The 25,440-nt window shown below is 67.1% G+C and carries 25 protein-coding genes; 7 read left to right on the forward strand and 18 right to left on the reverse strand.

From position 1 onward, the window contains the following. Window position 1 precedes the first annotated feature (1 nt). The gene (locus V7E00_RS05375) at window positions 2-802 is read left to right on the forward strand and encodes a universal stress protein (protein ID WP_333571636.1); all 801 of its coding nucleotides are present in this window, start codon (window positions 2-4) and stop codon (window positions 800-802) included. Window positions 803-915: 113 nt separating this feature from the next. On the opposite strand, the gene V7E00_RS05380 is transcribed toward V7E00_RS05375, so the two are convergent. Further along, the gene (locus V7E00_RS05380) at window positions 916-1,173 is read right to left on the reverse strand and encodes an SWIB/MDM2 domain-containing protein (RefSeq protein ID WP_066717263.1); all 258 of its coding nucleotides are present in this window, start codon (window positions 1,171-1,173) and stop codon (window positions 916-918) included. A gap of 259 nt (window positions 1,174-1,432) precedes the next feature. Next, window positions 1,433-1,828, reverse strand: a complete 396-nt coding sequence (locus V7E00_RS05385; RefSeq protein WP_333571637.1) for a BLUF domain-containing protein — start codon at window positions 1,826-1,828, stop codon at window positions 1,433-1,435. Window positions 1,829-2,112: 284 nt separating this feature from the next. Here V7E00_RS05385 and leuA point away from each other — a divergent pair, with 284 nt between their 5' ends. After that, window positions 2,113-3,771: a 2-isopropylmalate synthase gene (gene leuA, locus V7E00_RS05390; protein WP_333571638.1), complete on the forward strand. Its 1,659-nt coding sequence runs from the start codon at window positions 2,113-2,115 to the stop codon at window positions 3,769-3,771. Window positions 3,772-3,881: 110 nt separating this feature from the next. On the opposite strand, the gene V7E00_RS05395 is transcribed toward leuA, so the two are convergent. From V7E00_RS05395 to folE, 4 genes are all read right to left on the reverse strand, one after another. Further along, on the reverse strand, window positions 3,882-5,609 hold the full coding sequence (locus V7E00_RS05395) for a methyl-accepting chemotaxis protein (protein WP_333571639.1): 1,728 nt from the start codon (window positions 5,607-5,609) through the stop codon (window positions 3,882-3,884). Between the two features lie 148 nt (window positions 5,610-5,757). Next, window positions 5,758-6,123 carry a dihydroneopterin aldolase gene (locus tag V7E00_RS05400; RefSeq protein ID WP_333571640.1) on the reverse strand — a complete coding sequence of 122 codons (366 nt, stop codon included), beginning with the start codon at window positions 6,121-6,123 and terminating at the stop codon, window positions 5,758-5,760. Continuing rightward, on the reverse strand, window positions 6,116-6,889 hold the full coding sequence (locus V7E00_RS05405) for an SDR family oxidoreductase (protein ID WP_333571641.1): 774 nt from the start codon (window positions 6,887-6,889) through the stop codon (window positions 6,116-6,118). The genes V7E00_RS05400 and V7E00_RS05405 overlap by 8 nt, the downstream gene beginning before the upstream one ends. Then, entirely contained in the window at window positions 6,889-7,509 is a 621-nt protein-coding gene (gene folE, locus V7E00_RS05410; RefSeq protein WP_333571642.1) for a GTP cyclohydrolase I FolE, read from the reverse strand. The genes V7E00_RS05405 and folE overlap by 1 nt, the downstream gene beginning before the upstream one ends. 218 nt (window positions 7,510-7,727) lie before the next feature. On the opposite strand from folE, the gene V7E00_RS05415 reads away from it, so the two are divergent. Beyond that, entirely contained in the window at window positions 7,728-10,373 is a 2,646-nt protein-coding gene (locus V7E00_RS05415; RefSeq protein ID WP_333571643.1) for a TonB-dependent receptor, read from the forward strand. Window position 10,374: 1 nt separating this feature from the next. Here the strand turns inward: V7E00_RS05415 and V7E00_RS05420 are convergent, their stop codons facing one another. From V7E00_RS05420 to miaA, 6 genes are all read right to left on the reverse strand, one after another. Then, on the reverse strand, window positions 10,375-10,974 hold the full coding sequence (locus tag V7E00_RS05420; RefSeq protein ID WP_333571644.1) for a TMEM175 family protein: 600 nt from the start codon (window positions 10,972-10,974) through the stop codon (window positions 10,375-10,377). 64 nt (window positions 10,975-11,038) lie between these two features. Then, window positions 11,039-11,638 carry a YceI family protein gene (locus tag V7E00_RS05425; protein WP_333571645.1) on the reverse strand — a complete coding sequence of 200 codons (600 nt, stop codon included), beginning with the start codon at window positions 11,636-11,638 and terminating at the stop codon, window positions 11,039-11,041. A gap of 96 nt (window positions 11,639-11,734) precedes the next feature. Then, entirely contained in the window at window positions 11,735-12,754 is a 1,020-nt protein-coding gene (gene ilvC / locus V7E00_RS05430; RefSeq protein ID WP_093292976.1) for a ketol-acid reductoisomerase, read from the reverse strand. Window positions 12,755-12,804: 50 nt separating this feature from the next. Further along, complete coding sequence (ilvN, locus tag V7E00_RS05435) at window positions 12,805-13,320, reverse strand: acetolactate synthase small subunit (RefSeq protein WP_066717241.1); 516 nt, start codon at window positions 13,318-13,320, stop codon at window positions 12,805-12,807. Window positions 13,321-13,368: 48 nt separating this feature from the next. Continuing rightward, on the reverse strand, window positions 13,369-15,114 hold the full coding sequence (locus tag V7E00_RS05440) for an acetolactate synthase 3 large subunit (RefSeq protein ID WP_333571646.1): 1,746 nt from the start codon (window positions 15,112-15,114) through the stop codon (window positions 13,369-13,371). 91 nt (window positions 15,115-15,205) lie between these two features. Beyond that, on the reverse strand, window positions 15,206-16,132 hold the full coding sequence (gene miaA, locus V7E00_RS05445; protein ID WP_443019174.1) for a tRNA (adenosine(37)-N6)-dimethylallyltransferase MiaA: 927 nt from the start codon (window positions 16,130-16,132) through the stop codon (window positions 15,206-15,208). Here miaA and serB point away from each other — a divergent pair. After that, window positions 16,131-17,009 (forward strand): phosphoserine phosphatase SerB, encoded by an 879-nt coding sequence (gene serB, locus V7E00_RS05450; protein WP_333571648.1) that lies wholly within the window; start codon window positions 16,131-16,133, stop codon window positions 17,007-17,009. The genes miaA and serB overlap by 2 nt on opposite strands. Window positions 17,010-17,012: 3 nt before the next feature. Here serB and V7E00_RS05455 read toward each other — a convergent pair whose 3' ends face one another. Together V7E00_RS05455 and V7E00_RS05460 are read right to left on the reverse strand one after the other, a co-directional pair. Continuing rightward, complete coding sequence (locus tag V7E00_RS05455; RefSeq protein ID WP_333571649.1) at window positions 17,013-17,807, reverse strand: MipA/OmpV family protein; 795 nt, start codon at window positions 17,805-17,807, stop codon at window positions 17,013-17,015. 11 nt (window positions 17,808-17,818) lie between these two features. Further along, window positions 17,819-18,763, reverse strand: coding sequence for an SPOR domain-containing protein (locus V7E00_RS05460; RefSeq protein ID WP_333571650.1), 945 nt, complete (start codon window positions 18,761-18,763; stop codon window positions 17,819-17,821). A 137-nt stretch (window positions 18,764-18,900) separates the two neighbouring features. On the opposite strand from V7E00_RS05460, the gene V7E00_RS05465 reads away from it, so the two are divergent. The 3 genes from V7E00_RS05465 to V7E00_RS05475 are packed head-to-tail and all read left to right on the forward strand — an operon-like array spanning window position 18,901 to window position 21,217. Further along, window positions 18,901-19,614 (forward strand): ParA family protein, encoded by a 714-nt coding sequence (locus V7E00_RS05465; protein ID WP_333571651.1) that lies wholly within the window; start codon window positions 18,901-18,903, stop codon window positions 19,612-19,614. Next, entirely contained in the window at window positions 19,611-19,967 is a 357-nt protein-coding gene (locus tag V7E00_RS05470; RefSeq protein WP_333571652.1) for a hypothetical protein, read from the forward strand. The genes V7E00_RS05465 and V7E00_RS05470 overlap by 4 nt, the downstream gene beginning before the upstream one ends. Continuing rightward, a complete protein-coding gene (locus V7E00_RS05475) occupies window positions 19,964-21,217 on the forward strand; it encodes an SPOR domain-containing protein (RefSeq protein WP_333571653.1) in 1,254 nt (417 codons plus the stop codon). The genes V7E00_RS05470 and V7E00_RS05475 overlap by 4 nt, the downstream gene beginning before the upstream one ends. 4 nt (window positions 21,218-21,221) lie before the next feature. Here V7E00_RS05475 and V7E00_RS05480 read toward each other — a convergent pair whose 3' ends face one another. The 4 genes from V7E00_RS05480 to ruvX all read right to left on the reverse strand — a co-directional run bounded on the left by V7E00_RS05480 (window position 21,222) and on the right by ruvX (window position 25,432). Next, on the reverse strand, window positions 21,222-22,442 hold the full coding sequence (locus V7E00_RS05480; RefSeq protein ID WP_333571654.1) for a dihydroorotase: 1,221 nt from the start codon (window positions 22,440-22,442) through the stop codon (window positions 21,222-21,224). Beyond that, on the reverse strand, window positions 22,439-23,428 hold the full coding sequence (locus V7E00_RS05485) for an aspartate carbamoyltransferase catalytic subunit (RefSeq protein WP_093292956.1): 990 nt from the start codon (window positions 23,426-23,428) through the stop codon (window positions 22,439-22,441). The genes V7E00_RS05480 and V7E00_RS05485 overlap by 4 nt, the downstream gene beginning before the upstream one ends. Before the next feature lie 53 nt (window positions 23,429-23,481). Beyond that, on the reverse strand, window positions 23,482-24,897 hold the full coding sequence (locus V7E00_RS05490; protein ID WP_333571655.1) for a flagellin: 1,416 nt from the start codon (window positions 24,895-24,897) through the stop codon (window positions 23,482-23,484). Window positions 24,898-24,970: 73 nt separating this feature from the next. Continuing rightward, window positions 24,971-25,432, reverse strand: a complete 462-nt coding sequence (ruvX, locus tag V7E00_RS05495; protein WP_333571656.1) for a Holliday junction resolvase RuvX — start codon at window positions 25,430-25,432, stop codon at window positions 24,971-24,973. Between the last annotated feature and the right edge of the window lie 8 nt (window positions 25,433-25,440).

Here is a 25,440-nt window from a genome sequence, read left to right on the forward strand (position 1 = left end):
CATGAAGAATATACTCGTTCTGATGCATGACGACGCCGGGCAGGAAGCGCGATTCCAGGCTGCCGTCGATTTGACCCGAGGGCTCGAAGGGCATTTGCGCTGTATCGACGTCGCGATCGTCCCGGCCTATGTCGGCGATTATGTGGAATTCGGCGGGGGTGCCGCGCTGCTCGCAGACGAGCAGACCCGCGAGGCGGCCAATCGCCTCCGCATGGAAGCCCGGCTGAAGACCGAGGATGTGCCCTATGACTGGGTAGACGCGACAGGCTTCGCGCGCGAATGCCTGCGCAACGCGAGCGCGCTTGCCGATCTGGTGGTGCTCAATCGCGAGCTCGACAAGATCGACTATCCCGACATGCGGGACCTGATCGGCGACACGATCCTCAAGACCGGCAAGCCGATCGTGGCAGTCCCGGAGAGCGGGCTTGGTTTCGATCTGTACGGGCACGCTGTGGTGGCGTGGGACGGCTCCCGCACCGCCGAGGCTGCGCTTCAGGCAACGGTATCCCTGCTCAAGCATGCGGGCACCGTTACCCTGCTGGTCGTGGATGAGGGGCAGCTGCGGCTGCCCGCGGCCGAGGCGGCGGAGTATCTGTCGCGCCACGGCATCCGGCCGGAAGTGCGGGTCGTCCCCAAGGCCGGCACGGTAGGCGATGCGATCCTCGGCGTCGTCCGGTCGGTGAAGGCCGCCTATCTGGTGATGGGTGGCTTCGGCCACAGCCGCTTCCTGGAGGCGGCGTTCGGCGGCGTTACGCGGCGGATGCTGGCCGAAAGCCCTGTGCCGCTGGTGCTGGCGCACTGATCGGCGCGAATCGCGCACCATCTGGGTGCGCGCCGAAAGCAAAAAAGGGGCAGGCATCGTGGATGCCTGCCCCTTTTGTTGTTCGCTCGGCCTGAAAAGGCCGGCGACCTCGCTTACTTGACGTGCTTCGCGAGGTGCTTGTTCATCTCGAACATGGTGGCCTTGTCGCCGCCGAAGATCGGCTTCAGCGTCTCGTCCGCCAGGATCTCGCGCTTGTTCGCCGGGTTCTGCAGGTTGTGCTTCTTGATATATTCCCACACCTTGCTGACGATCTCGCTGCGCGGCAGATCGGCGGTGCCCACAATCTTCGCCAGTTCGGGCGAAGGGGTAACCGGCTTGGCAATGCCACCGCGTGCTTTGGTCTCGGCCATCGTGTCTAACTCCTGTTCGTACCCCTTAGTGGGGCTATTCCTTCGTCAGCGCCTCGGGATCGAGAGGCTTCCTCCCCCTTGTCGCAACCAACGATGTACTGCGGTTCGTGCGGTGTTGCACGCCCCTGTACGCCTTTGATCGCGGGAAAGGGCTTCTGTCCAGCGCAGACAGCACCGAACTACGCCGAACCGTCATTTTGCGGCGTTGCGGTGGTGCAGGGGCGCAACACTTTGGCGCAGGGACGCAGTATAGTTGCGCTCAGGCGATAGCGCGGGTGCGCACCAGTCCGTCGAACGTGCCGCGGACGTCCGGCGCCGCGTCGGCGGTCAGGCGCTGCACGTCCGCCAGGAAGCCGGCAGCGTCCGCGCCGGGAGCGCGGTGCGCCATTTCCCAATGGCCGAACTCGCGCCGATCGACGATCCGGCGGGACAGCAGGACGATGGCGCGGTGGCGGGGGTCCCGCTCGATCCGGGCATAGGCGGCTTCCACCGCGTCCTCGGGCCCCTCCAGCGCCTGGAGGAAGCGGCCGGTATCGGCGTAGAGGAGGCCGCTGATCCGATCCCGCGCATTGTTGCGGCGGGAAACCGTCAGAATGTCCTGGGTAGGGCAGGGCGCGGCCGGATTGACGGAACTGATATAGACGAGCTGCAGCATGAAATTCCTCTCCTGCGAGCACGCTTCTTCGGCGTCTGATGGTTAATAACCGATCAATGTGCCGAAAGCTCCCTTATTTTGCAGGTATTTAGCCCAAGCTGGACAAGATCGTATAATTCCGGCATTACAGCGGGGTGAACACCGCCGCGCGCCTTACCCTGCGACTTATCCGCCCTTAGGGGCCGATCTCGCACGCGCGCGTCTCCCCTAAGGGCAAACGGAAGCTTCCCTAACGCATATTGGCTGCGCTAGGCGCGGCCCGACCTTGAAGAGAGACACGGCACATGTTGCGCGACCCCAGCGTCAAATATCGTCCCTTCCCGCAGGTGGATCTGCCCGATCGGCAATGGCCCAGCCGCACCATCACCAAGGCACCGCGCTGGCTTTCCACCGACATGCGCGACGGGAACCAGGCGCTGATCGATCCGATGGACGGCGAGAAGAAGACGCGCTTCTTCGAGCTGCTGGTGAAGGTGGGGCTGAAGGAGATCGAGGTCGGCTTCCCGAGTGCCGGCGCCACCGAGTTCGACTTCATCTCCGGCCTGGTTCGCGAGGGCAAGGTGCCCGACGACGTGACCATCCAGGTGCTCACCCAATCCCGCCGTGACCTGATCGAGACGAGTTTCCAGTCGCTGAAGGGCGCCAAGCAGGCGATCGTCCATCTCTACAATGCGGTTTCACCGGCCTGGCGCCGCATCGTGTTCAACATGAGCCGCGACGAAGTGCGCCAGATCGCCATCGAAGGCGCCAAGGTGCTGCGCGACGAAGCGGCCAAGCAGCCCGATACCGACTGGCATTTCGAATACAGCCCGGAAACCTTCTCCACCGCCGAGCTCGATTTCTCGGTCGAGGTGTGTGAGGCGGTGATGGACATCCTGCGGCCAACGCCGGAGAAGCCGCTGATCCTCAACCTGCCGGCAACGGTCGAGGCGGCAACGCCCAACGTCTATGCCGATCAGATCGAATGGTTCTGTCGCAACATCCGCAATCGCGACAGCGTCGTCATCAGCCTGCACACGCACAACGACCGGGGCACCGGCGTCGCCGCGTCCGAGCTGGGCCTGCTGGCCGGCGCGGACCGCGTCGAAGGCTGTCTGTTCGGCAATGGCGAGCGCACCGGCAATGTCGATCTGGTGACGCTGGCGCTCAACATGTACACACAGGGGCTGAACCCGGGTCTGGACTTCTCGAACATCGACGAGGTGATCCAGACGGTCGAATATTGCAACCAGCTGCCTGTCCACCCGCGCCATCCCTATGCGGGCGACCTGGTGTTCACGGCCTTTTCGGGCAGCCACCAGGACGCGATCAAGAAGGGCTTCGCCTCGCAGGCGGCGCGCAACGATCAGGTGTGGGACGTGCCCTATCTGCCGATCGATCCCAAGGATCTCGGCCGCGACTATGAAGCGGTGATCCGCGTCAACTCGCAGTCCGGCAAGGGCGGGGTCGCCTGGGTGCTCGAGCAGGACAAGGGCCTCAAGCTGCCCAAGCGGATGCAGGCGGAATTCTCCAAGCATGTCCAGGCGCTGGCGGACGAGACCAGCCGCGAACTGAACGCCACCGACATCTGGAGCCTGTTCGAGCGGGTGTACCTGCCCGGTGACAAGGATCGGATCGCGCTGGTCGATTACGAGGAAACCGGCAGCGCGGGCAGCCGGGTGTTCGTCGGCCGGATTTCCATCGACGGCACGGCGCAGTCGATTTCCGGACGCGGCAACGGCCTGATCTCGGGCGTGGTCGACGCGCTGGCGGGATCGACCGGTCCGCGGCTCGACGTGGTCGATTACAGCGAGCACGCCATTGGCGGCGGTGCGGATGCGCAGGCGGCGGCCTATGTCGAATGCCGCACCGAGGACGGACGCACCGTGTTCGGTGTGGGCGTCGACGCGGACATCGCCACCGCATCGGTGCGCGCGGTGCTGAGCGCCGCCAACCGCGCCTGAGCGGCGCCGGCGCAGCAGGCTGCGCCGGACTCCCGCACAACAACAACGGGGAGCGGAGCACCGGCGTGCTTCGCTCCCCGTTCACGTTCCTGTGCCTGGAGGCGTGGGACCTAGTGGACCGCGGCGGGGGTCCGCTCGAACGTGGCGGCCTGCCGCGTGCCGCTGCTCCGGTCGAAGCGGAAGGCGCCGGCCCGCTGGGCAAGCGCATTGACTTCGCTGGACAGGTTCTGGATCGCCGCCGAGGTCTGCTCGACCATCGCCGCATTCTGCTGCGTCACCAGATCCATTTCCTTCATCGCCGTCGAGACCTGGCTCACCGCCGTCGACTGGGCATGGTTGTCATGGTCGATGGCGGCGATCAGGTTGTGGACCGCCTCGACGTCGCCCGAAATGGTGTCGAGCGCCGTATCGGTTTCGTGCACGGCGTTGGCCGCCTGCAGGATGGTCGCCTGGGTCTCGCTCAGCATGTCGCGGGCCTGCTTGGCCTGATCCTCTGCGCGCAGTGCCAGGGCGGCGACCAGATCGGCGACGACCATGAACCCGCGCCCCGCCTCGCCGGCGCGGCCCGCTTCCACGGCGGCGTTCATCGCGAGCACGCGCGTCTGGAAGGCGATCTTGTCGACGCCTTCGATCACCCCGTCGATATTCTTGGCGCTGCCGCTCGCCCGGTCCATCGCCTCGACGGCGCGCGCAGTCGTGCCGCGGCCGTCCCGCACCGCGGTGGTCGCTTCGCCGGCGCGCTTCACGGTGGTGTCGGCGGCGATCATCGTGGCACGTAGGCGTTCCTCGATCTTGCTCAGCGCTTCGGTCGCCTGGGCGAGATTGGCGGCGCTCTTCTCGGTGCGGTGCGCGAGATCTTCCGATCCATGCGCCACTTCGGCCGAGGTGTTGCGAATATTGTCGGCGCTTTCGCTGACCAGCTGGACGCGGGCGCGCAGCGAGGCGATCGCCTCGTTGATGTTCTGCCGCAGCACTTCATATTCGGCCGGGAAGCGGCGGTCGATCGTGCGGGTCAGGTCGCCCTCGCGCAGCGCCAGCAGGCCGTTGCCGAGCACTTCGGTGACGTCGCGCTGCTCCGCCAGCTTGCGCGCATCGGCTTCGCTCTGCGCCGCGGCAGCGGCCCGGTAATGTTCGAGGCCAGATGCGATGCGGCCCATCTCGTCGGTGCGATCCTGATAGGGAATGGTCGCCACTTCGCCGCGGGCTAGCCGGTCGGTGAGCGCGGAGAGCGTGCCCACCGGCTCCAGGACCCGGCGATACATGGTGAGATAGAAGTGCGCGGCCTGGCCGCCGACGACCAGCGCCAGCACCACGACGATGCCGATCGCGAGGTAGAATTCAGAGACGCCATCCGCCTCGATGCGCTGCTGCTCGCTCCGTGCCAACGCGACCAGCTTGTCCACTGCGGCGCGATGCTGGCCGTACAGGCCGGTCAGCTTGGCGTAGCTGGCATCCACGGCGGCGCGGTCGCCCTTGCGGGCGGCGGGGATGAGGCCCTGCTCCAGCTCGCTCCAAAAAGCCTGTGCGGCAGGATGGGCCTGCTGGAGCAGCTGGTTGCGGAGGGTCTCGTCGATGCCAGCGATCTGCCAGAACTTGTTACGTTCGGCATAGAGCTTCCGCAGGCCGTCCAGCTTCTCGGCATGGGCGGTCACCGTCTCCGGCGCGCGGGCGATCAGCGTCGCTTCGAGATAGGGCTCGATGATATATTCGGGCGGGGGGAGGATGTCGGCGATAAGGTCAGCGTTCACCTGCTGATGCAGCTGCACGTCGCCGCCCATGCGGATGCGATCCAGCCGCCACGCCGCCAGCAGGCCGCCGGCGACCAGAAGCGCCATCATGGCCAACGCACTGTTGCGAACGAAACTTGCAATCGACATCCACAATCCTCTGGCGGCAGGCGCACGTATCCCCTGATCGGCCCTCCAGCAGGAAGGCCACATCGTAGATTATAGGGGGGCGGAGGAGGGCAGATGGCCCGACGCGGGATTATTCCTGCATATTCGGAAGAATACGGATGATTTCGCAACCAACACGAGCGTCCGGGTAAATGTCCTGCTTGGCGGAGCGAACGCGGACCTGCACGACGCGCGGATCGCGCATCGCAAGCGCGGCCACTTCCTCGCACAACACTTCCTGCAACTCGAAATGCCGCGACCGGACAAGCGCGTGGATGCCTTCGCGCAGGAAGTCGTAGTCCACTACGGCGTCGATCCGATCCTCGGGGACGGCGGGGTAGCGACAGGTCATTGCCACGTCGATCCGCACGCGCTGCGGCGCGGCGCGCTCCTCCGGGTGGATTCCCAGTCCCATCGAGACTTCGAGTGCTTCGAGATGGATCACATAGTCAGGCATCGGGTCGGTGCTCTCGCCCTTCGAACATCACGTCGCTGTCGCGCGCCAGGAAATGCTGGCCGCAATCCACGAAGACATTCTGCCCGGTCATGCTGCGGCATTCGAGCAGATGAGCCACGGTAGCGGCGATGTCGGCGGGATCGACCGGGCGGCGGAGCAGGTTCTGCGCGCCGGTGCGCGCGAATTCCTCCTCGGTCTGATCGAGGCTGGGCAGCGTGAGGCCGGGAGACACCGCGTTCACCCGCACCCGCGGTGCCAGCTTTTGCGCCAGCATATGGGTTGCGCCGTGCAGGGCGAGCTTGGAGCAGGTGTAGCTGAAGAAGTCGGGATTGAGGTTGCCCACCTTCTGGTCGAGCAGATTGACCACCGCGCCCTCGGCCAGGTCCGGTTGCGCGGCGAGCGCCATGGCGAGGCCCACCGGCGCGGCAAGGTTCACATGCATGTGCCGATCAAGCAGCGCATAGTCGGCGATCGGCGCCTGGTCATAGGCGAACAGCGAGGCATTGTTGACCACCGCGTCCAATGGCGCGCCGAATGCAGAGCGGCAGGCCTCGACCAGTGCGGCAGGCGCGGCGGGATCGGCCAGTTCGCCGCAGACGACCGCGACCGTCGCGCCGCTCGCCTGCAGCTCGGCGGCGAAGACTTCGGTTTCCGCCGGCGAGTGATGGTGATGGATCGCCACCGCCCAGCCGCGCGCGGCGAGGCCCCGGCTGATCGCCGCGCCGATCCGCCGCGCACCCCCGGTCACCAGCACCCGCCCGGGCATCAATAGCCCATCAGCTTGAGCACTTCGGCCCGGCTGCGCTCGTCCTCGCGAAACACGCCCATCATCCGGCTGGTCACCATGCCGACGCCCGGCGTGCGTACGCCGCGACCGGTCATGCAGCCATGCTGCGCCTCGATCACCACCGCGACGCCGATCGGGTGCAGATGGTTCCAGATGCAATCCGCCACTTCCGCAGTGAGCCGTTCCTGCACCTGCAGGCGACGGGCAAAGGCGTGAAGGACGCGCGCAAGTTTCGAAATGCCGACAACGTGGTTCCTGGGCAGATAGGCGATCGATGCCTTGCCCGTAATCGGCGCCATGTGGTGCTCGCAATGTGACTGGAAGGGAATGTCCTTCAGCAGCACGATCTCGTCATAGCCACCTACTTCCTCGAACACGCGCGCCAGATGGTGCGACGGATCCTCGGCATAGCCGGCGCAATATTCCTTCCAGGCGCGGGCGACACGCTGCGGGGTATCGAGCAGGCCCTCGCGGCTGGGATCGTCCCCGGTCCAGCGGATCAGGGTGCGAATGGCGTCGGCCACGTCCTCGGGGACGGGAATCTTGGGAGATCCGGAAACGAGATCGCCGTCTTCCGGATCGTGGTGGTGATCGTGCATATTCGTCCTTTCGCTCGCCGCTGCGCCTTCCCTTACGGCAAGCGCGCTTTGCCAGACAGTGATCGGGAACGCCGGCCGAAGTGGCAGAAAACCTGGGATTTCTGCGGTCTTGGTAACGTTTGGCCCGTTGACCCCCGGAAAAGCCGGGCGTTAGCTTGCCCTTGCAGAAACAGCAAAGCCGCGACCGACGCAAGGTCGGAGCAACCAGGGAGAGGGCCATGACCGGACCAAAGGGCGATCTACTCGTCGCGACGGCGCTGATGCTCGTGATTGCGATACCCGCGGCCGCGCAGGATCGGCAGGCCGCGCCTGCGGCTTCTCCGCAGGATCAGGGCTATGTCTCGGCCAACGAGATCATCGTTACCGCCACCCGCCGCAACGAGACGGTGCAGGACGTGCCGGTGGCGATCACTGCCATCGGCCCGCAGCTGCTGGAAAATGCCGGCGTCGACAATGTCCGCGATCTGGAGCAGCTGGCGCCATCGTTGCAATCCTCGATCGGCCAGTCCTCGTCGACGGGGACCACCATCTATATCCGCGGCATCACCACCGGGGGCGACAATCCGGGTTTCGAGCCGGCGGTGGGGGTGTTCATCGACGGCGTGTTCCGTGCGCGCTCCGGCGTGGCGGTTTCCGAACTGCCGGAGCTGGAGCGGGTGGAGATCCTGCGGGGGCCGCAGGGTACGCTGTTCGGCCGCAACACGTCGGCCGGCGCGCTCAGCATCTTCACCGCTCGGCCGATGTTCAAAACCGGCGGCTATGTCGAGGCGGGGTACGGCAACTACAACGCCTATGCCGCGCGCGGCGCGGTCACCGGGCCGGTGGCCGAGCATGTCGCGCTGCGGCTGGACGGCGCGTATCGGAAGCGCGACGGCTATCTGCAAGATGCCAATAGCAGCCGCGCGGTCAACGATATCAACCGTTGGCTGGTGCGCGGCCAGGCGCTGTTCGACAATGGCCCGCTCAGCATCCGGCTGATCGCCGACTATTATCAGACGGACGAGCAGTGCTGTGGCGTCGTCTCGGCGGTACGCGGGCCACTTGCGCCGGTGATCCAGAACATCGCTGCAGCGCAGGGACTTGTGGGCCTCTACACCGGGTCGACCGATAACCGGGTCCAGGCGATGTCGCCCAACCGCGCCTACGGCGAGAAAGTGCGCGACTATGGCGTCTCGGGCGAGCTCGGCTATGATCTGGGCGGCGCCAAGCTGACCGCGATCACCGCCTATCGCCGCTGGCGGGTGCTGCGCTCGCAGGACATCGATTTTTCCGGTATCGATCGCGCCTATCGCGACGGCTATCGGAATGCACTCACCGATCTCACCCAGGAAGTGCGGCTGCAGGGATCGGCGTTCGGCGGCAAGCTCGACTGGCTGGTCGGCGGCTTCTACCTCAACGAGACGAACACGCTGCGCGACACGGTGCGGGTGGGCAACGACTCCAACCGCTATGTGGATTCCATCTTCTCCGCACAGCTGCGGCCGCTGTTCGGCACGCCGGTGCAGTTCTATGGATCGCTGGGGGCGGGGGTGCCGAGCTTCGGCCAGGTGCTGCTCAACCCCGCCGTCCGTCCTGCGGCCTATGGGCAGCTTGCGCCGCTGGTGACGCTGTTCCGCGCCCAGGCCGGTATCGCGCCGCTGCCCGGAATCGCCGTGGTGCCGGGGCTCGCCGCGCTGGCGGTGCAGCCCTTGCCGGGCAACGCCCCCGGCCAGGGGAACAACGATAATGCTTTCCGGGTGAAAACCAGCGCCTTCGCGCTGTTCACCCACAACATCGTGCAGGTGACCGATCGGCTGTCGCTCACGCTCGGCGCGCGCTGGAACCACGAGAGCAAGGATCTCACCGCGACGATCGCCAGCAACACCGGTGCCTGCACCTTCTTCAATCAGGCGCGCACCGGCAATGCGGCGGCGGCGGCCTATGCGAATATCCTGCGCCAGGTGCCGGGACTGTTCAGCAACCTGTTCCTGCTGAGCTGCAATCCTGCGGTGAACAGCGAATTCAACGGCGCCTATGCCGACAGGCGCAGCGAGGACCAGCTGACCGGTACGGCGAAGCTCGCTTACAAGTTCAGCCCGCGTGTGCTCGGCTATGCGAGCTATGATCGCGGCTACAAGTCCGGGGGCTACAATCTCGACCAGGCGACTTTCGACTCCGTGCTGCTCGGCGGCAACGGCGCGCAGGCCGGCGACCTGCACTTCTCGAAGGAGACGGTGGATGCCTTCGAGCTGGGGCTGAAGACGCAGGTGAGCCGAACGTTCACTCTCAACCTGGCCGGCTTCTACTCCACCTTCTACAATCTGCAGAGCCTGGTGTTCAGCGGCACCAATTTCGTTGTGCAGAACGTGCCGAAGACGACCAGCAAGGGCCTGGAGGCCGAGGCGACGATCCAGCCGGTTCGCGACCTGATCTTCCAGCTCGGCTACAGCTATATCGACGCGCGCTACAACGACAATGGCAGGAACTTTGCCGGCACCGCGCTGCAGGGCAAGGGCAATCTGCAGATCGACAACCAGCCGCGTCACACGGTGACGATCGCCGGCACCTGGACCCCGCCGATCGCCCGTGGGGTCAACGGCCTGCTCCATGTCGACATGCGCTACAACAGCGAGGTCAACATCCCCTCCAGCCCGCCCGACGCGAACGGGCGCAACGCGCTCTACAACCAGGGGTATCCGCTGGTCTCGGCGGCGATCGGGGTGCAGAGTCCCGACGGCCGCCGCAGCCTGGCATTCTGGGTGGAGAACCTCACCAACCAGAGCTATTTCATCAGCGGCTTCGGGGTGCCGGAGCAGAACGGCAACTATGCCGGCTATCCGGGCACACCGCGCTTCTACGGCGTGCGCGCCAGGTTCGGCTTCTAGATCAGTGCTCGAACAGGCGGTCCAGCGGGCCGTCGGCGAGGCACCAGAGCAGCGCGACGGCAGCCGCGCAGGCGAGACCGGCCGGGGGCGAGACGATGGCTACGGCCACGCCTGCAAGGTACAGGCCGGAGGCCAGCATGCTCTTGCGCAGCGTGCGGCGATGGTAGCGCTCCGCCTCGGGGGTGCGGGCGCCGGTGCGGCGGATGACCCGCTGCAACCAGTTATAGGCGAAGGACGGGAGCAGCATCACCAGCATGTACAGCAGGGTGGCCTCGCCGCTGAAATGCTGCTCGCCCAGATAGGCGGTAGCGAAGGGCACCAGCGACAGCGTGAACAGCAGCACGATGTTCGCCCAGAGCAGCGCATTGCCCGCCCGGATGGCGAACTGGAACAGTCGGTGGTGATTGACCCAGTAGATCGCCACATAGGCATAGCTGAGCGCATAGGCGAGGAAGACGGGCCATTGCCCCAGCAGCGCCCGCAGCCCCGGGGCCTCGGGGGCGTGCAGTTCGAGCACCATGATGGTGACGATAATGGCGATCACCCCATCCGAAAACGCCTCGACGCGCTTGGCGCCGTCTCGGCCTTCCTGATCCTGCATATCCAACCTCTTGCCTAGCCCGCTGGTGGCGCAGGCAGGAGGTTGGGGCAATCAAACCAAAGGTTTACTTGGCCGTGAATGCCGCGTTGATGTGCAGCTTCACTTCGTCCGAGACGAAGGGGACATACTTGTCCATGCCGAACGCGCTGCGCTGGATGGTGGTGGTCGCCTCGAAGCCGAAGTTCAGCTTCTTCATCATCGGGTTGGTGCCCGCGCCGACCAGGCTGGTCTCGAGCGTGACGGGCTTGGTGACGCCGTGCAGCGTCAGGTCACCGGTGATCTGCGCCTTGGTACCGCTGACGACCACCTTGGTCGAGACGAAGCGGATCGTCGGGTACTTGGCCGCATCGAAGAAGTCCGGCGTGGCGAGGTGCTTGTCGAGCGCCGCGACGGTGGTGACGATGCCGCTGGTCGGGATGGTGATGTCCAGCTTGGCGTCGTTCGGCTTGGCCGGATCGATCGTCAGCGAACCGGTGGCACCGCCGGCCTGGCCGGTGAACTGGCTGAAGCCGAAGTGATTGACGGTGAAATCGACCTGGGTGTGGCCGGTGTCGACCGCATAGGTGCCGGCGGGAACGCGGGCAGCGTCGGCCTGGCCGGGCAGTTCCTGGGCGAAGGCGACCGGAGCGGCCGCGAAAAGGGCGAGAGCAAGGAGAGCGCGCATGGATGTTCCCTTCGGGTGGTTGCGTCGCTCCCGTAATGAGGCCGCCGGCCGCGCATTGCTAGTGCGCAGCCGGCAACCCATGGTTTCCGTGTCTGATCAGTTCTTCGACTGATCGACCAGCTTGTTCGCGCCGATCCACGGCATCATCGCGCGCAGCTCGCTGCCGACCTGCTCGATCTGGTGGCGCTTGGCGGCGATGCGGCTGGCCTTCAGCTCGGGCTGGCCGGCGCGGTTGTCGAGCACGAAGTCCTTGACGAAGCGGCCCGACTGGATGTCGGCGAGCACGCGCTTCATCTCCTTCTTGGTCTCTTCGGTGATGATGCGCGGGCCGGTCTTGATGTCACCATATTCGGCGGTGTTCGAGATTGAGTAGCGCATGTTGGCGATGCCGCCTTCGTACATCAGATCGACAATCAGCTTCAGCTCGTGGAGGCACTCGAAATAGGCCATTTCGGGAGCATAGCCCGCCTCGACCAGCGTTTCGAAGCCGGCCTGGACCAGCGCCGTCGCGCCGCCGCAGAGCACGGCCTGCTCGCCGAACAGATCGGTCTCGCACTCTTCGCGGAAGTTGGTCTCGATGATGCCCGAGCGGCCGCCGCCGACGCCCGACGCATAGGCCAGCGCCACGTCATGCGCGTTGCCCGAGGCGTCCTGATGGATCGCGATCAGGCAGGGGACGCCGCCGCCGCGGACATATTCGCTGCGCACGGTGTGGCCCGGACCCTTGGGCGCGATCATGATCACGTCGATATCCGCCGGCGGCTCGATCAGGCCGAAATGCACGTTGAGACCGTGCGCGAACGCGATCGCCGAGCCCGGCTTCATGTTGCCCTTGAGATCGGCCTCCCAGATGGCGGCCTGATGCTCGTCGGGCGCCAGGATCATCAGGATGTCGGCCCAGGCGGCCGCTTCCTTGTTCGGCAGCACCTTGAAGCCGGCCGCTTCGGCCTTGGCGGCCGAAGCCGAACCCGGGCGGAGCGCAATCGCGACTTCCTTGACGCCCGAATCGCGCAGGTTCTGCGCGTGCGCATGGCCCTGGCTGCCATAGCCGAGAATGGCGATCTTCTTGTCGGTGATCAGGTTCAGATCGGCGTCGCGATCGTAATAGACACGCATGTTGTTGTTCTTCCCTTTCAAATCTGCGGTGCGCGGATGCGCGGAAAACGTCAGGCGGCTTCGCGGCCGCGCGAGATCGCGACGATACCGGTGCGGGCGACTTCGATCAGCCCCACTTCGCGCATCAGTTCGACGAACTTGTCGATCTTGTCGATCGTGCCGGTCACTTCGAACACGAAGCTGGAGATGGTCGCATCGACCACGCGGGCGCGATACACTTCGGCGAGGCGCAGCGCCTCGATCCGGTGATCGCCGGTGCCGACGACCTTGATCAGCGCCAGCTCGCGCTCGACATGCTCGCCCTTGGCCGTGAGATCGACCACCTTGTGGACCGGCACCAGCCGATCGAGCTGGGCGATGATCTGCTCCATCACCGGCGCCGACGCGAAGGTGACGATGGTGATGCGGCTGATCAGATCGTCGTCGCTGACCTCCGACACGGTGAGCGACGAGATATTGTAGCCGCGCGCCGTGAACAGGCCGGCGATCCGCGCGAGGATGCCGGGCTCGTTATCGACGATGACCGCCAGCGTGTGGCGCTCGATGGCTTCTTCCTTGATGTGCATTTCTACCCCTTCGATCCTTGCCCCTTGCAGGGAGGATCCAAAATCCGGTCAAACCAGCGCCTTGGCCTCGTCGTCCATTTCGCCGGAGACTTCGCTCGCCTGGAGCAGCATCTCGGTGTGCGCCGCGCCCGATGGGATCATCGGGAAGCAGTTGGCCAGCTTGGCCACGCGGCAATCGACCAGCACCGGGCCGTCATGGTCGAGCATCGCCTGGATGCCGTCCTCCAGCTCCGCGCGCTTCTCGATGCGGATGCCCTTCCAGCCATAGGCCTCGGCCAGCTTCACGAAATCGGGCAGCGCATCCGAATAGCTTTCCGAATAGCGCGACTGGTAGGTCAGCTCCTGCCACTGGCGGACCATCCCCATATATTCGTTGTTGAGGATGAAGATCTTCACCGGCAGGCGGTACTGGGTCGCAGTCGCCAGCTCCTGGATGTTCATCTGGATCGAGGCCTCGCCCGCGATGTCGATGACCAGCTCGCCAGGATTGCCCAGCTGCGCGCCGATCGCCGCCGGGAGGCCATAGCCCATCGTGCCGAGGCCGCCGCTGGTCAGCCACTTGTTGGGCGCCTCGAAGCCGAAATGCTGGGCCGCCCACATCTGGTGCTGGCCGACTTCGGTGGTGATGATCGGCGCGCGGTGCCTGGTCGCCTCGTACAGCGCACGGATCGCGCGCTGCGGCATGATCGCTTCGCCCGCCTCGGGGAAATCGAGGCAGCGGCGCGCGCGCCAGCCCTGGATGCGGCTCCACCACTCGCCGAGATCGGGCTTGGGATGGCCGCGCGACTTCCAGCTTTCCACCATCGCATCCAGTGCACGGGCGCAATCCGCAATGATCGGCAGGTCGACGCGAACATTCTTGTTCACGCTGGAACGGTCGATGTCGATGTGCACCTTGCGGCTGTTCGGCGCGAAGGCGTCGAGCCGGCCGGTCACGCGATCGTCGAAGCGCGAGCCGACGGCGATGATCAGGTCCGCCTGGTTCATCGCCATATTGGCTTCATAGGTGCCGTGCATGCCCAGCATGCCCAGCCACTGGTCCGACGAGGCGGGCAGGGCGCCCAGGCCCATCAGCGTCGAGGTGACCGGCGCACCGGTCAGCGCCGCCAGCTCGCGCAGCAGGCGCGTGGCCTCGGGTCCGGAGTTGATGATGCCGCCGCCGGTGTAGAAGACCGGACGCTCCGCCGCCGCCAGCATGTCGACCGCTTCCTGGATCTTCGCCGCGTCGGGCTCGGTCTGGGGGCGATAGGTCTTGTGCTGGATCGGGCCCGGTGCCTCATAGCGCGCGGTGGCGACCTGGACGTCCTTGGGGATATCGATCACGACCGGACCGGGACGGCCCGAGGTGGCGATGTGGAACGCCTCATGGACCGTCGCGCCCAGCAACTCCGGACGCTTCACCAGGTAGTTATGCTTGGTGCAGTGGCGGGTGATGCCGACGGTGTCCGCCTCCTGGAAGGCGTCGGTGCCGATCAGCGCCGTCGGGACCTGCCCGGTGATGACGACCATCGGGATCGAATCCATCAGTGCGTCGGTGATGCCGGTGATCGCATTGGTAGCACCCGGGCCCGAGGTGACGAGGACGACGCCGGGCTTGCCGGTCGAGCGGGCATAGCCCTCCGCGGCATGGGTCGCGGCCTGTTCGTGGCGGACCAGGATGTGCTTGATCCGGTCCTGCTTGAACAGGGCGTCGTAGATCGGAAGCACGGCACCACCCGGATAGCCGAACACGACTTCCACCCCGAGGTCGGTCAATGCCTCGATCAGGATGTCTGCGCCGCTCTTCTCGGTCACCTTTGCCTCCACGCATTCGCAAATGAGTTACTGTACGGAAACTATCCGTCGGAGAGGGGCTGCTAACCGCACGAATATGATAGGTCAACCCCTAAAGAAAAAATTTCCTTTCAATCTGCCCTAGATTTTCGTACGTATCTGTCTCCGTCGTCAGCTCCGCCCCCCCTGGAGTCTGGCGGCGGAACCAGGTGTACTGCCGTTTGGCATATTGGCGGGTGGCCAGGGCGCCGGCTTCCTGCGCGGTCTCCTCGCTCCATTCACCGGTGAGAACCTTGCCGACTTCGTGCACACCGATCGCGCGCAGCACCGGCGCATCCGTCGGCACATCGGCGCGGGCGAGCAGCGCGCGCACCTCGTCCTCGGCGGTGGCGAGCATCGTTGCGAAGCGGCGGTCGATCCGCTCGCCCAGCCAGGCGCGATCGGGCAGCAGGATCATCGCCGCGAGCTGGACCGCATTGCCGATGCCGCCCTCACGGCGATCCTGCCAGTCGGCGAGGGTGCGCCCGGTCGAACGGACCACTTCGAGCGCGCGGGCGACGCGGGTGGTGTCCGCAGCGTTCAGCCGCGCGGCGGCGGCAGGATCCGCAAGCGCGAGCGCGGCATGGGCTTCCGCAACGGGCAGGGCGCGAACCTCCGCGCGGATCGCCGGATCGATCTCGGGCACCGGCGCGATGCCGTCGATCAGCGTGCGCAGATACAGGCCGGTGCCGCCGACGAGAATCGGCAGACGGCCTTCGGCATGCGCCTCGGCAATCGCGGCGCGAGCATCGGCGGCCCAGCGGGCGGCGGAACAGGCCTCGGCGCCGTCGATATGGCCGAACAGCCGGTGGGGCACGCGGGCTTCCTCCGCTTCGGAAGGGCGCGCGGTGAGAATGCGGAGATCGGCATAGACCTGCATCGAATCCGCGTTGATGACGGTGCCGCGATGCTTTTCGGCGAGCGCCAGCGCCAGCGCGGACTTGCCGCTGGCCGTTGGCCCTGCAATGAGCGCGACGCGCGGTAGCCCAGGGGAAATCATGTTCATTGCGACGCTGATAGCAGAAGGTCTTTCGTCAGGGCAGCTGGACACGGCGGCCGAGCGCCTCGTGGCGGCGGGGTGCAGCCCGGCGGGCTGGCGCTGGCTGGACGAGGGCATCGCGGCCGATCTGCCCTTCGCCGCGCACCCGGAGGCGGCGCGCACCGCACTCGAAGGCGCGATCCCCGATGCCGACGTAATCGTGCAGGTTGAAGCGCAGCGCGCCAAGAAGCTGCTGGTGGCCGACATGGATTCGACGATGATCACCGTCGAATGCATCGACGAGCTCGCCGACTATGCCGGCATCAAGCCGCAGATCGCCGAAGTAACCGAGCGGGCGATGCGCGGCGAGCTGGACTTTGCCGAAGCGCTCGATGCCCGCGTGGCGCTCCTCAAGGGCCTGCCCGAGACCGCCATCGACCAGTGTCTCGAAGAACGCGTGCGGCTGATGCCGGGTGCGGAGGCGCTGGTGAAGACCATGCGCGCGCGGGGTGCGCACACGATTCTGGTCTCCGGCGGCTTCACCCGCTTTGCCGAGCCGGTCGGCACCCGGATCGGCTTCGATCGCCGCATCGCCAATGTGCTGGAGATTGAAGGCGGCAAGCTCACCGGCACCGTGACGAAGCCGATTGTCGACAGCAGCACCAAGGAAACGACGCTGCTCGGCGCGATGGCCGAACTGGGCCTCGAACCGGAGCAGACCATGGCCGTGGGCGACGGCGCCAACGACCTGGCGATGATCCGCAAGGCCGGCTTGGGCGTTGCCTATCATGCCAAGCCGATCGTCGCGGCCGCCGCCGGCGCGCGGATCGATCATGGCGACCTCACGGCGCTGCTCTATGCGCAGGGCATCGCACGCGCCGAGTGGGTCACCGCCTGAAGCTTAGCGAACGCCCCGCCCGAAGGTGTAGCTGAGCGCCAGGCCGCCGGAGAACTGGTTCTTCGAGCCCAGTCGCTCGGTAACCGGGGAGCGGGCGGCGTCGCCCGTCAGCCGGTCATAGGCGAGGTAGCCATAGAGCCCCCAGCGCGTCGTCAGCTGGCGGATGCCGGTGGCGGCGATGCCTGCGCTGTGCACGACATTGTCGCCGACCTGATAGGTGGGGATGCCCGCGGCGGTTGCGTCCCGCTGGCTCACGCCGAAATAGGCGCGCCGATATTTCGCGTCGGACAGGTTCACGCGCGGGCCGATGGCGAGCAGCCAGCGATCGCCGTCGCGCTGTACATAGTCGAGCGCCAGCATGGCGACGCCGCCCTTGTGCCCGCTCACGCCCTTGCGAAGCTCGCCATAGGCGCGGAGCTGCGAGGTCAGGTAATAGCTGGCGAACACCCCCGGCTCGACCGAGAAGCCGACCTTGCCGAGATCGGCGCCGACGCGCCGCCGGGTTCGCGCGCTCTGCAGGCCGATGGCGATTCCTGCCTCGAAGCCATTGCGATCATAGAGCGAGATGTTCGGGCTTTCGTCGGCCGCTTCATATTCGAACTGCGCGTCGCCGCGGGCGGTGGCGAAGTCGAACAGCGGTCGCACGGCGTTGTGGTCCGCGCCGGGGTAGCTCGGCACGGCCTGCGCGCCGATGGCGATGCGGTACCGCCGCGGCGCATTCTCGCCTTCGGACTGCGCGTGCGCCGGCGCGCCGAACGCCAGCAGAACGGCCGCGCATGCTATGGATCGCTGCATCATCTATCTCCCTGTTATTGCTGGACTGCCATGCAGGGCTTGATGACGCCACAGGCTTTTTGGGCATCGGCCTGCGACGCGAACGGGCCGACGAGCAGACGGGTGATCTTGCCGCTGGCAGGATAGAAGGGGCGGCGTCCCGGAAAGTGCCCGCGGACCTGGCTCCAGAGCCGCTCGGCGTTGCCCGGCATGGCGAAGGCGCCGAGCTGGATGCGCCAGCTACCGGTGACGGGCGTCGCGGGCGTTGCTGCCTTGGGCGCTGCCGGCGCCGTCGGTCGGGCAGTTCGCGCGGCGGCGGGGGCAGGGGGCAGTTTCGATGCCGCTGCCAGCGCCGGTGCGGCCGGGCCGCGCCGGGCGGGGGCGGCGGCAGGCGGCGCCACCGCCACGCGCGCCTCGGCCTCATAGCGTTGGGCGAGGGTGCGACCGGCTTGGCGGTCGGCAGCGGGGATATACTGGTCCATCTGGCCAAGGGTGCGGGTGGCAGCGTCCAGCCCCCCGGCCGAGGCGCGCAGCATCAGCGCATAGGCGCGCACCCAGTTCTTGGCGACGCCATCGCCGTTGAACAGCATCACGCCGAGCAGATACTGCGCGCGCGGCTCGCCACGGCCCACCGCGCGCTCGAGCCACGGCACGGCGGCTTCGCGCTTGCCGTTCTCGAACAGCATCATGCCGTAATTCGCCTCGCCCAGATCATGGCCCTGGAGCGCGGCGAGGCGGTACCATTTCTCCGCCTCCACCATATCGACGGGCACGCCGCGACCCAGCTTGTAGATCTGCCCGACGTTGTACTGCGCGTCCGCATCGCCCTTCTCCGCGGCAGGTCGCCAGGCGCGCAACGCCCCGGCATAGTCGCCGCGATCATAGGCCTCCACGCCGGCCTTCACGGCGGCGTCCTGCGCCCGGGCGGCGGCGGGTAGGCTCAGGCCGGCAAGAAGAAGCAATGCGGCAGGCAAGCGCATGATGTGAGAATCCCCTGTTCGGCCGCGCCTTGCGTGACGCGCCCGTGGCTTAGCGGCTTATCGGGCGCCCGTTAACTCGATCTTATCCGCGCCTGTGCCAAGCATTGCGCGAGTTTCCGTCGATTTCGAGAGGGTGAATGCGCGTCCTGGCGCTGGCTTCGCAAAAAGGTGGATCGGGCAAGACGACCTTGTCCGGCCATCTGGCGGTGCAGGCGCAGCGGAGCGGCGCCGGCCCCGTGGCGATGATCGACCTCGATCCGCAGGGCTCGCTGACCGACTGGTGGAGCGAGCGCGAGGCCGAACTTCCCGCGCTCGCGCAGACGACGATCGCACGGCTCGCCGCCGATATCGAGGCGCTGCGCCAGCAGGGCTTCCGGCTGGTCGTGATCGACACGCCGCCGGCGATCACGCCCGCGATCTTCACCGTCATCCAGGTTGCCGAGCTGATCGTCATTCCCACCCGGCCCAGCCCGCACGACCTCCGCGCGGTGGGGGCGACGGCCGACTTGTGCGAGCGTGCCCACAAGCCGCTCCTCTTCGTCGTCAACGCCGCCACGCCGAATGCGCGGATCACCGCCGAGGCGGCGCTGGCGCTCTCGCAGCACGGTACGGTAGCGCCGATGATGCTGCACCATCGCACCGATTTCGCCGGCTCGATGATCGACGGCCGCACCGTCATGGAGGTCGATCCCGGCAGCAAGTCCGCCGCCGAGGTGGCGAACCTCTGGTCCTATGTGTCCGACCGGCTGGAGAAGAATTTCCGCCGCACGGTGTTCTCCGCGCCCGCGGCCGCCGCGGCCTTCGCCCCGGCGCGGCCGGCGGGCGGCTTTGGCCGCCGGGTGGTGCCGTGAAGCCGGCCGACGATCTTGCAAGCCCCGTCGCCGCGCTGACCGGAGGCCTGCTGGTGCGCAAGGGGCGCGCGCGCAAGCCGGTGCTCGCCTCGGTCGGGGAGGAGGCTGCGGCGACCTCCGATGCGCTGGCGGAGCGGCTCGCCCGCACCGCGCGCGCGACCAAGGACCGGGCGGCCTTCACCCTGCGGCTGGATGCGGAGCGCCGGCTGCGGCTGCGGCTGGCAGCGGCGATCACCGGACGATCGGCCCAGCAATTGGTGACCGAGGCAATCGACACGATGCTGGACGACATGGCCGAGCTGGAACCGCTCGCATCCCGGGTCGCCGCGATCGAAGGACAATGGCAAAGATGAAGTCGCGTACATTCCTCTCGATCGGCGCCGTGCTCCTCGCGCTCGGCAGTGCGGGGGCGACCGGCGTGGTGGTGCATGGCGCCGCCTTCGCAACGGCAGCGCCCAACGCGCAGAAGGCGGCGCACGAGGCCCGCGCGGCGCAGAAGGCGCTTGCCGCGCGCAAGGCAGCGGCCGCCGTTGCCCATGCCGAGCAGGCGGTGGCGAACGATCCCCAGCGCGGCGCGTATCGCGCATTGCTGGGCCAGGCCTATCTGCTAGCCGGCCGCTTCACCTCGGCGGGGCAGGCCCTTCGCGATGCGCTGGCGCTGAACCCGGAAGACGGCCGCGCGGCGCTGAGCCTAGCGCTCGCCAGCATCGGGACCGGCGACTGGGGCGGGGCCCGCGCGTTGCTCCAGACCCATGCGGCGCGCATTCCGGCGACCGACCTGGGGCTCGCCATGGCGCTGGCGGGCGATCCGAATGCCGCGGTCGAGATCCTGGCGCCGGCGGTGCGTGCACCGGACGCGACCGCGCGTACCCGGCAGAACTTCGCGCTGGCGCTGGCTTTGGCCGGCCGCTGGGGCGAGGCCAAGGCCGTGGCGGCGATGGATGTCGCACCCGACCAGCTCAACGCGCGCATGCTGCAATGGGCGAATTTCGCGCGCCCCGCCAATGCCTATGACCAGGTCGCTTCACTGCTCGCCGTACAGCCCGTGCAGGACGGCGGTCAGCCGGTTGCGCTGGCCCTTGCACGCCAGCCGAACCTGGCGGCGCTGACGCCTGTGCCTGCGCCTGTGCCCGCACCGGTCGCGTCGCCGGAGCCGGAACCTGAGCCGTCTGCCGAGCCTGCGGCCATGCCGGTGCCGGAAGCGGCGCCGACGCCCGTGTTCACGCCGGCGCCCGTGCGGGTCGCCGCTGCCAAGCTCCCGAAGCCGCAGCCGCCCAAGGCCGCGCCGGTTCGCGTCGCGGCGGGACCCTTTGTCGTCCAGCTGGGTGCCTTCGCCAACGCCGGGGTGGCGCGCGACGCATGGCAGAAGCTCAGTGGCCGGGTATCCGCGCTGGGCCGCCTGAAGCCGCAAGGCGCGACGGTGCCGAGCGGCGCCGCCAGCCTCTATCGCCTGTCCGTGGGCGGGTTCGCCCGCACGGATGCCGATGCGTTGTGCAAGGCGGTGAAGACCGGCGGCGGCAACTGCTTCGTGCGCATGACGGCGGGCGACGCGGTCGCGAGCTGGTACAAGCCCGCGACCCGCGTCGGTATCGCCGCACGCTGATCCCTCAGACCAGCGTACCGCCCTTGTAGAGCTGCAGCACCCGGCCCTGGGTGGGCAGGCGATCGAACGGCGTATTGCCGGCACGCGCGTTCATCTTGCGCGCGTCGATGATCCAGGGCGTTTCCGGGTCGAGCACGATCAGGTCGGCCGGCAAGCCGGCCTTGAGCGCCCCGCTCTCCAGCCCGAGGATCTTCGCCGGATTGGCGGCGAGCAGCGCGAACAGCCGGTCGAGGCTCAGCTTGCCGTCGCGCACCAGCGTAAGCGACAGCGCGAGCAGCGTCTCGGCACCCGCCATACCGGGTTCGGCATCGGCGAAGGGCAGGCGCTTGGCCTCGGGGCCGCGCGGATCATGGCCGGAGGCGATCACGTCGATGGTGCCGTCCGCCACTGCCGCCAGCGCCGCCTGCCGGTCGCTTTCGTCGCGCAAGGCCGGCGAGAGGCGGGCGAAGGTGCGGAAATCGCTGATCGCGATGTCCGACAGCAGCAGATGCGCGGGCGTGATGCCGCAGGTGACCTGCACGCCGCGGCGCTTGGCGGCGCGGATCAGGTCGAAGCCGGCTGCGGTGGTCACCTGTCGGAAGTGGAGCTTCGCGCCGGTTTCTTCCGCCAGCATCAGGTCGCGGGCGATGGCGAGCGGCTCGGCGATCGACGGCGCGCTCGGCAGGCCGAGACGGGCGGCCGTCTCTCCCGCGGTGGCGACGGTGCCGTCGGCCAGCCCGCCGTCTTCGGCGTGCGCGACCACCGTCAGGTTCAGGTCGCGCGCATAGAGCAGCGCCTTGCGCATCGTGCCGGTGTTCGCAATCCAGCGCCGCCCGGTGGCAATGGCGCGGGCGCCGGCCGAGGCGTTGATCGCGATCTCCGCCAGGTCCTCGCCGTTCAGGCCCTGCGTCGCCGCGGCGAGCGGGTGGACCCAGAGCTGCGGCTTGCCCGAGACGGCGGCACGGCGGACGATGCCCGGATCGTCGAGCACCGGCGATTGATCGGGCATGAGGCCGACGCGGGCAATGCCGCCGAAGCGGCAGGCGCCCTTGTCGACCGCGAACACGCCGAGATCGATCAGCGCCGGCGCGAGCATCTTGCCGGCGACGTCGACCACCTGGGCATCGGCGGGCGCATCGACCCGGCCGACCGCCGTGATGGTATCGCCCTGGACCAGCAGGTCGCCGTCGGACAGGCCGGTCTCGGGGCAGACCAGCTTGGCATTGCGGAAGAAGATGCTGCTCATGCCCAGCCCTCCACGCCGCGCGATCGCCTTGTGAGCACGTCGAGGCAGGCCATGCGCACCGCCACGCCCATTTCCACCTGCTCGGTGATCGCGCTGCGCTCCGGATGGTCGGCGACGATCGAGTCGATCTCGACGCCCCGGTTCATCGGACCCGGATGCATCACCAGCGCATCGGGCTTGGCCCGGGCGAGGCGTTCGGGAGTGAGGCCGTAGCGCATGTGGAACTCGCGAGTCGAAGGGATGTAGCCGCCGGCCATGCGCTCGTTCTGGACGCGGAGCATCATCACCACGTCGGCGCCTTCCAGCGCGGCATCGAAATCGGTGAAGGGGGTGACGAACATCCGGTCCATCGCCGGCGGCATCAGCGTCGACGGCGCGACCACGCGCACTTCGGCAGCCAGCGCGGTGAGCGCGAGGATATTCGAGCGGGCGACGCGGCTGTGGAGGATGTCGCCGCAGATCACCACCCGTTGACCTGCTACCGATCCGCGACGTCTCCGAATGGTGAGCGCGTCCAGCAGGGCCTGGGTGGGGTGTTCATGCCAGCCGTCGCCGGCGTTGAGCACCGGGCAATCGACCTTGTCGGCGATCAGCCGCACCGCGCCCGAGCTGGCGTGGCGGATCACGATCACGTCCGCGCGCATCGCGTTGAGCGTGACGGCCGTGTCGATCAGCGTCTCGCCCTTCTTCACGCTGCTCTGGGCTGCGTGCATGTTGACGACGTCCGCGCCCAGCCGCTTGCCCGCGATCTCGAACGACAGCAGCGTGCGCGTAGAGTTCTCGAAGAAGGCGTTGATCTGGGTGAGCCCTTCGAGGCGCTTGTCGCTCTTGGCGCGGGTGCGATTGGCCTCGACCCATTGTTCCGCTTCGTCGAGCAGGAACATGATCTCGTGTGGCTGGAGTCCCGAAATGCCGGTGAGGTGCCGGTGCGGGAAAACGGCGCTGCCCTGTATCTGGGCACCGGGTCGATGATCGGAGGTGTGCATTAAAGCCGCCGCCTAGAGCGGGGGCGGGTCCGGCGCAAGGCCGCGACTCCGGATCAGGCGACCTTGTCGAACAGCGACAGGATGATCTTGGGTTGCTCATTCGCTATCGCGAGCGCCTTCACGGCGAGCTGCTGCTTGATCTGCGCGGCCTGGAGCTGGGCGGCTTCCTTCGCCAGATCGGCGTCGACCAGCTCGCCGATTGCACCATCAAGCACGTCGCCGAGCTTGGAATTGAACGACGCTGCGCCGTCCAGCGCGCGGGCCTTGCTGCCGAAATGGCTGAGCGCTTCCCGGATCTGGCCCTGCGCGCGGGTGACTGCATCGACGATCGTGCCCGCGTCGGCACCGTCGAGCCCGGCAAGTCCCAAGCCCCGGGCCGTCACGTCGCGCGAGCGGATCGTGTTCCTGTCGCCAGTCAGGCTGGTCGTGACGTCATAATCGAACGTGTCGTAGCGAATGTCCGAGCCGTTGAGCACGGTTGTGACGGTCGGCTGGACGATCGGGCTGCCGACAGGGCTGAGCGCCATGCCGGTCACCGCCCAGGCGGAGCCCGCCGGAGCACCGCCCGCATTGAACTTGAAGGTCAAATCACCCTTGGCAGGATCATAGTCGAAGCTGACGACCTGCTTGCCACTGACCGCGCTCGCCGCGCCCACCGCACCGCCGCCGGGGGTGTAGGACTGTCCGGTCGCGGCGATACGAACACCGTTCTGCATCACTTCCATCGTGTCGCCGACGCCGAATGCATCGAACGCAACGTCGATCCGGCCAGCCTGCGCTCCCGGGTTGTAGGTATAGGTCGCGCTGGGCTGTTGCACGGAGGCGGGCTGAAGCTGCATCGCCGTCTCGGGATCCAGCGACGCGGGAGCGGGCGTCGCGACGTCGGCGGGGAGCGAGGTGTCCAGCTCGAAGCGCGTGTGCGTGGTGCCGACGGAATTGGAATGTTGCGCCAGCCAGGTGTTGTTCGGCAGGCCATGCATCGGCGGATAGATCGGGAGAACGTAGCTGCCGGCCATGGTGGTCTCGGTCCGGGTGCTGAAATGCGGCGTCTTGCGGCCTGCAAGCATGTTCGTGCCGTTGAAATCTGCCGATCTGGCAATGGTGTCGATCTGCGAGACCAGTCCGTTGATGTCCTCGTAGATCGCCCGGCGGGCGCCCGCGTCGTTGGTCCCGGTCAGCCCATAGGCTTTGGCTTTGATCTGATTGACCAGATCGCTGATCCGCTCCGCACCGCTGGCGGCAACGTCCATCACCGAGCTTGCTCTCGCCATGTTCTGGCTGATCGCGCTCCGCACACCGACATCGCCGCGCAGCGACTGGGCGATGATGTAGGTGGCGCTGTCGTCCTTCGTGCCGTTGACCTTGCGACCAGTGGCGATGCGCTGTTGATGCAGCGCGACCTCGGCGGTCGCATCATTCAGTGCCCGTACCGCCTGTGCGGCAGCCGCATTGGTGTTGACCGAAAGCATTTCCGAGTCCCCCTCTTCGCCCCGTAATGAGTAGCGAATCCGGGTAAACGGAACGTCACGTCCGCTTCATTTTTTAGCTATTCACAAGTGCATCAACGGCGCCTTGCAGAATATAGGCGGCGGCCATCTTGTCGATCAGTTCGGCGCGCTTGGCGCGGCTGGCATCCTGTTCGATCAGCGTGCGCTCCACCGCGACGGTGGACCAGCGTTCGTCCCACATCAGGATCGGAAGCCCCATGTCCTCGCAGTTGCGGGCGAAGGCGCGCGTGGACTGGGTGCGGGGGCTGTCGGTGCCGTCCAGGTTGAGCGGCAGGCCGATCACCATGCCACGCACCTGCTGGGCGGCGATCAGCGCGACCAGTTGCGCCTTGTCCTTGCTGAACTTGGTGCGGCGGATCAGTTCGGCAGGGCTGGCAAAGCTCCAGCCGGCATCGCAAAGCGCGGTGCCGATGGTCTTGGTGCCGACATCGAGACCGATCAGGCGCCCGCCTTCGGGCAGGACGGCGCGAAATTCGCTGGGAACGGTGGTAATCACGCGCGGGC

This window comes from Sphingomonas sp., assembly GCF_036731925.1.
In the GTDB taxonomy this organism is placed as follows: Bacteria; Pseudomonadota; Alphaproteobacteria; order Sphingomonadales; family Sphingomonadaceae; genus Sphingomonas.

Coding starts and splice junctions, on each gene's coding strand:
- V7E00_RS05465 (WP_333571651.1), top strand. CDS start 18,901: ATGCGCGTCCTGGCGCTGGCTTCGCAAAAAGGTGGATCGGGCAAGACG.
- V7E00_RS05425 (WP_333571645.1), bottom strand. CDS start 11,638: ATGCGCGCTCTCCTTGCTCTCGCCCTTTTCGCGGCCGCTCCGGTCGCC.
- V7E00_RS05485 (WP_093292956.1), bottom strand. CDS start 23,428: ATGCACACCTCCGATCATCGACCCGGTGCCCAGATACAGGGCAGCGCC.
- V7E00_RS05415 (WP_333571643.1), top strand. CDS start 7,728: ATGACCGGACCAAAGGGCGATCTACTCGTCGCGACGGCGCTGATGCTC.
- V7E00_RS05420 (WP_333571644.1), bottom strand. CDS start 10,974: ATGCAGGATCAGGAAGGCCGAGACGGCGCCAAGCGCGTCGAGGCGTTT.
- V7E00_RS05400 (WP_333571640.1), bottom strand. CDS start 6,123: ATGCCTGACTATGTGATCCATCTCGAAGCACTCGAAGTCTCGATGGGA.
- V7E00_RS05490 (WP_333571655.1), bottom strand. CDS start 24,897: ATGCTTTCGGTCAACACCAATGCGGCTGCCGCACAGGCGGTACGGGCA.
- V7E00_RS05385 (WP_333571637.1), bottom strand. CDS start 1,828: ATGCTGCAGCTCGTCTATATCAGTTCCGTCAATCCGGCCGCGCCCTGC.
- folE (WP_333571642.1), bottom strand. CDS start 7,509: ATGCACGATCACCACCACGATCCGGAAGACGGCGATCTCGTTTCCGGA.
- serB (WP_333571648.1), top strand. CDS start 16,131: ATGTTCATTGCGACGCTGATAGCAGAAGGTCTTTCGTCAGGGCAGCTG.
- ilvC (WP_093292976.1), bottom strand. CDS start 12,754: ATGCGTGTCTATTACGATCGCGACGCCGATCTGAACCTGATCACCGAC.
- V7E00_RS05475 (WP_333571653.1), top strand. CDS start 19,964: ATGAAGTCGCGTACATTCCTCTCGATCGGCGCCGTGCTCCTCGCGCTC.
- V7E00_RS05380 (WP_066717263.1), bottom strand. CDS start 1,173: ATGGCCGAGACCAAAGCACGCGGTGGCATTGCCAAGCCGGTTACCCCT.
- V7E00_RS05480 (WP_333571654.1), bottom strand. CDS start 22,442: ATGAGCAGCATCTTCTTCCGCAATGCCAAGCTGGTCTGCCCCGAGACC.
- leuA (WP_333571638.1), top strand. CDS start 2,113: ATGTTGCGCGACCCCAGCGTCAAATATCGTCCCTTCCCGCAGGTGGAT.
- miaA (WP_443019174.1), bottom strand. CDS start 16,132: ATGATTTCCCCTGGGCTACCGCGCGTCGCGCTCATTGCAGGGCCAACG.
- V7E00_RS05460 (WP_333571650.1), bottom strand. CDS start 18,763: ATGCGCTTGCCTGCCGCATTGCTTCTTCTTGCCGGCCTGAGCCTACCC.
- V7E00_RS05395 (WP_333571639.1), bottom strand. CDS start 5,609: ATGATGGCGCTTCTGGTCGCCGGCGGCCTGCTGGCGGCGTGGCGGCTG.
- ilvN (WP_066717241.1), bottom strand. CDS start 13,320: ATGCACATCAAGGAAGAAGCCATCGAGCGCCACACGCTGGCGGTCATC.
- V7E00_RS05405 (WP_333571641.1), bottom strand. CDS start 6,889: ATGCCCGGGCGGGTGCTGGTGACCGGGGGTGCGCGGCGGATCGGCGCG.
- V7E00_RS05455 (WP_333571649.1), bottom strand. CDS start 17,807: ATGATGCAGCGATCCATAGCATGCGCGGCCGTTCTGCTGGCGTTCGGC.
- V7E00_RS05375 (WP_333571636.1), top strand. CDS start 2: ATGAAGAATATACTCGTTCTGATGCATGACGACGCCGGGCAGGAAGCG.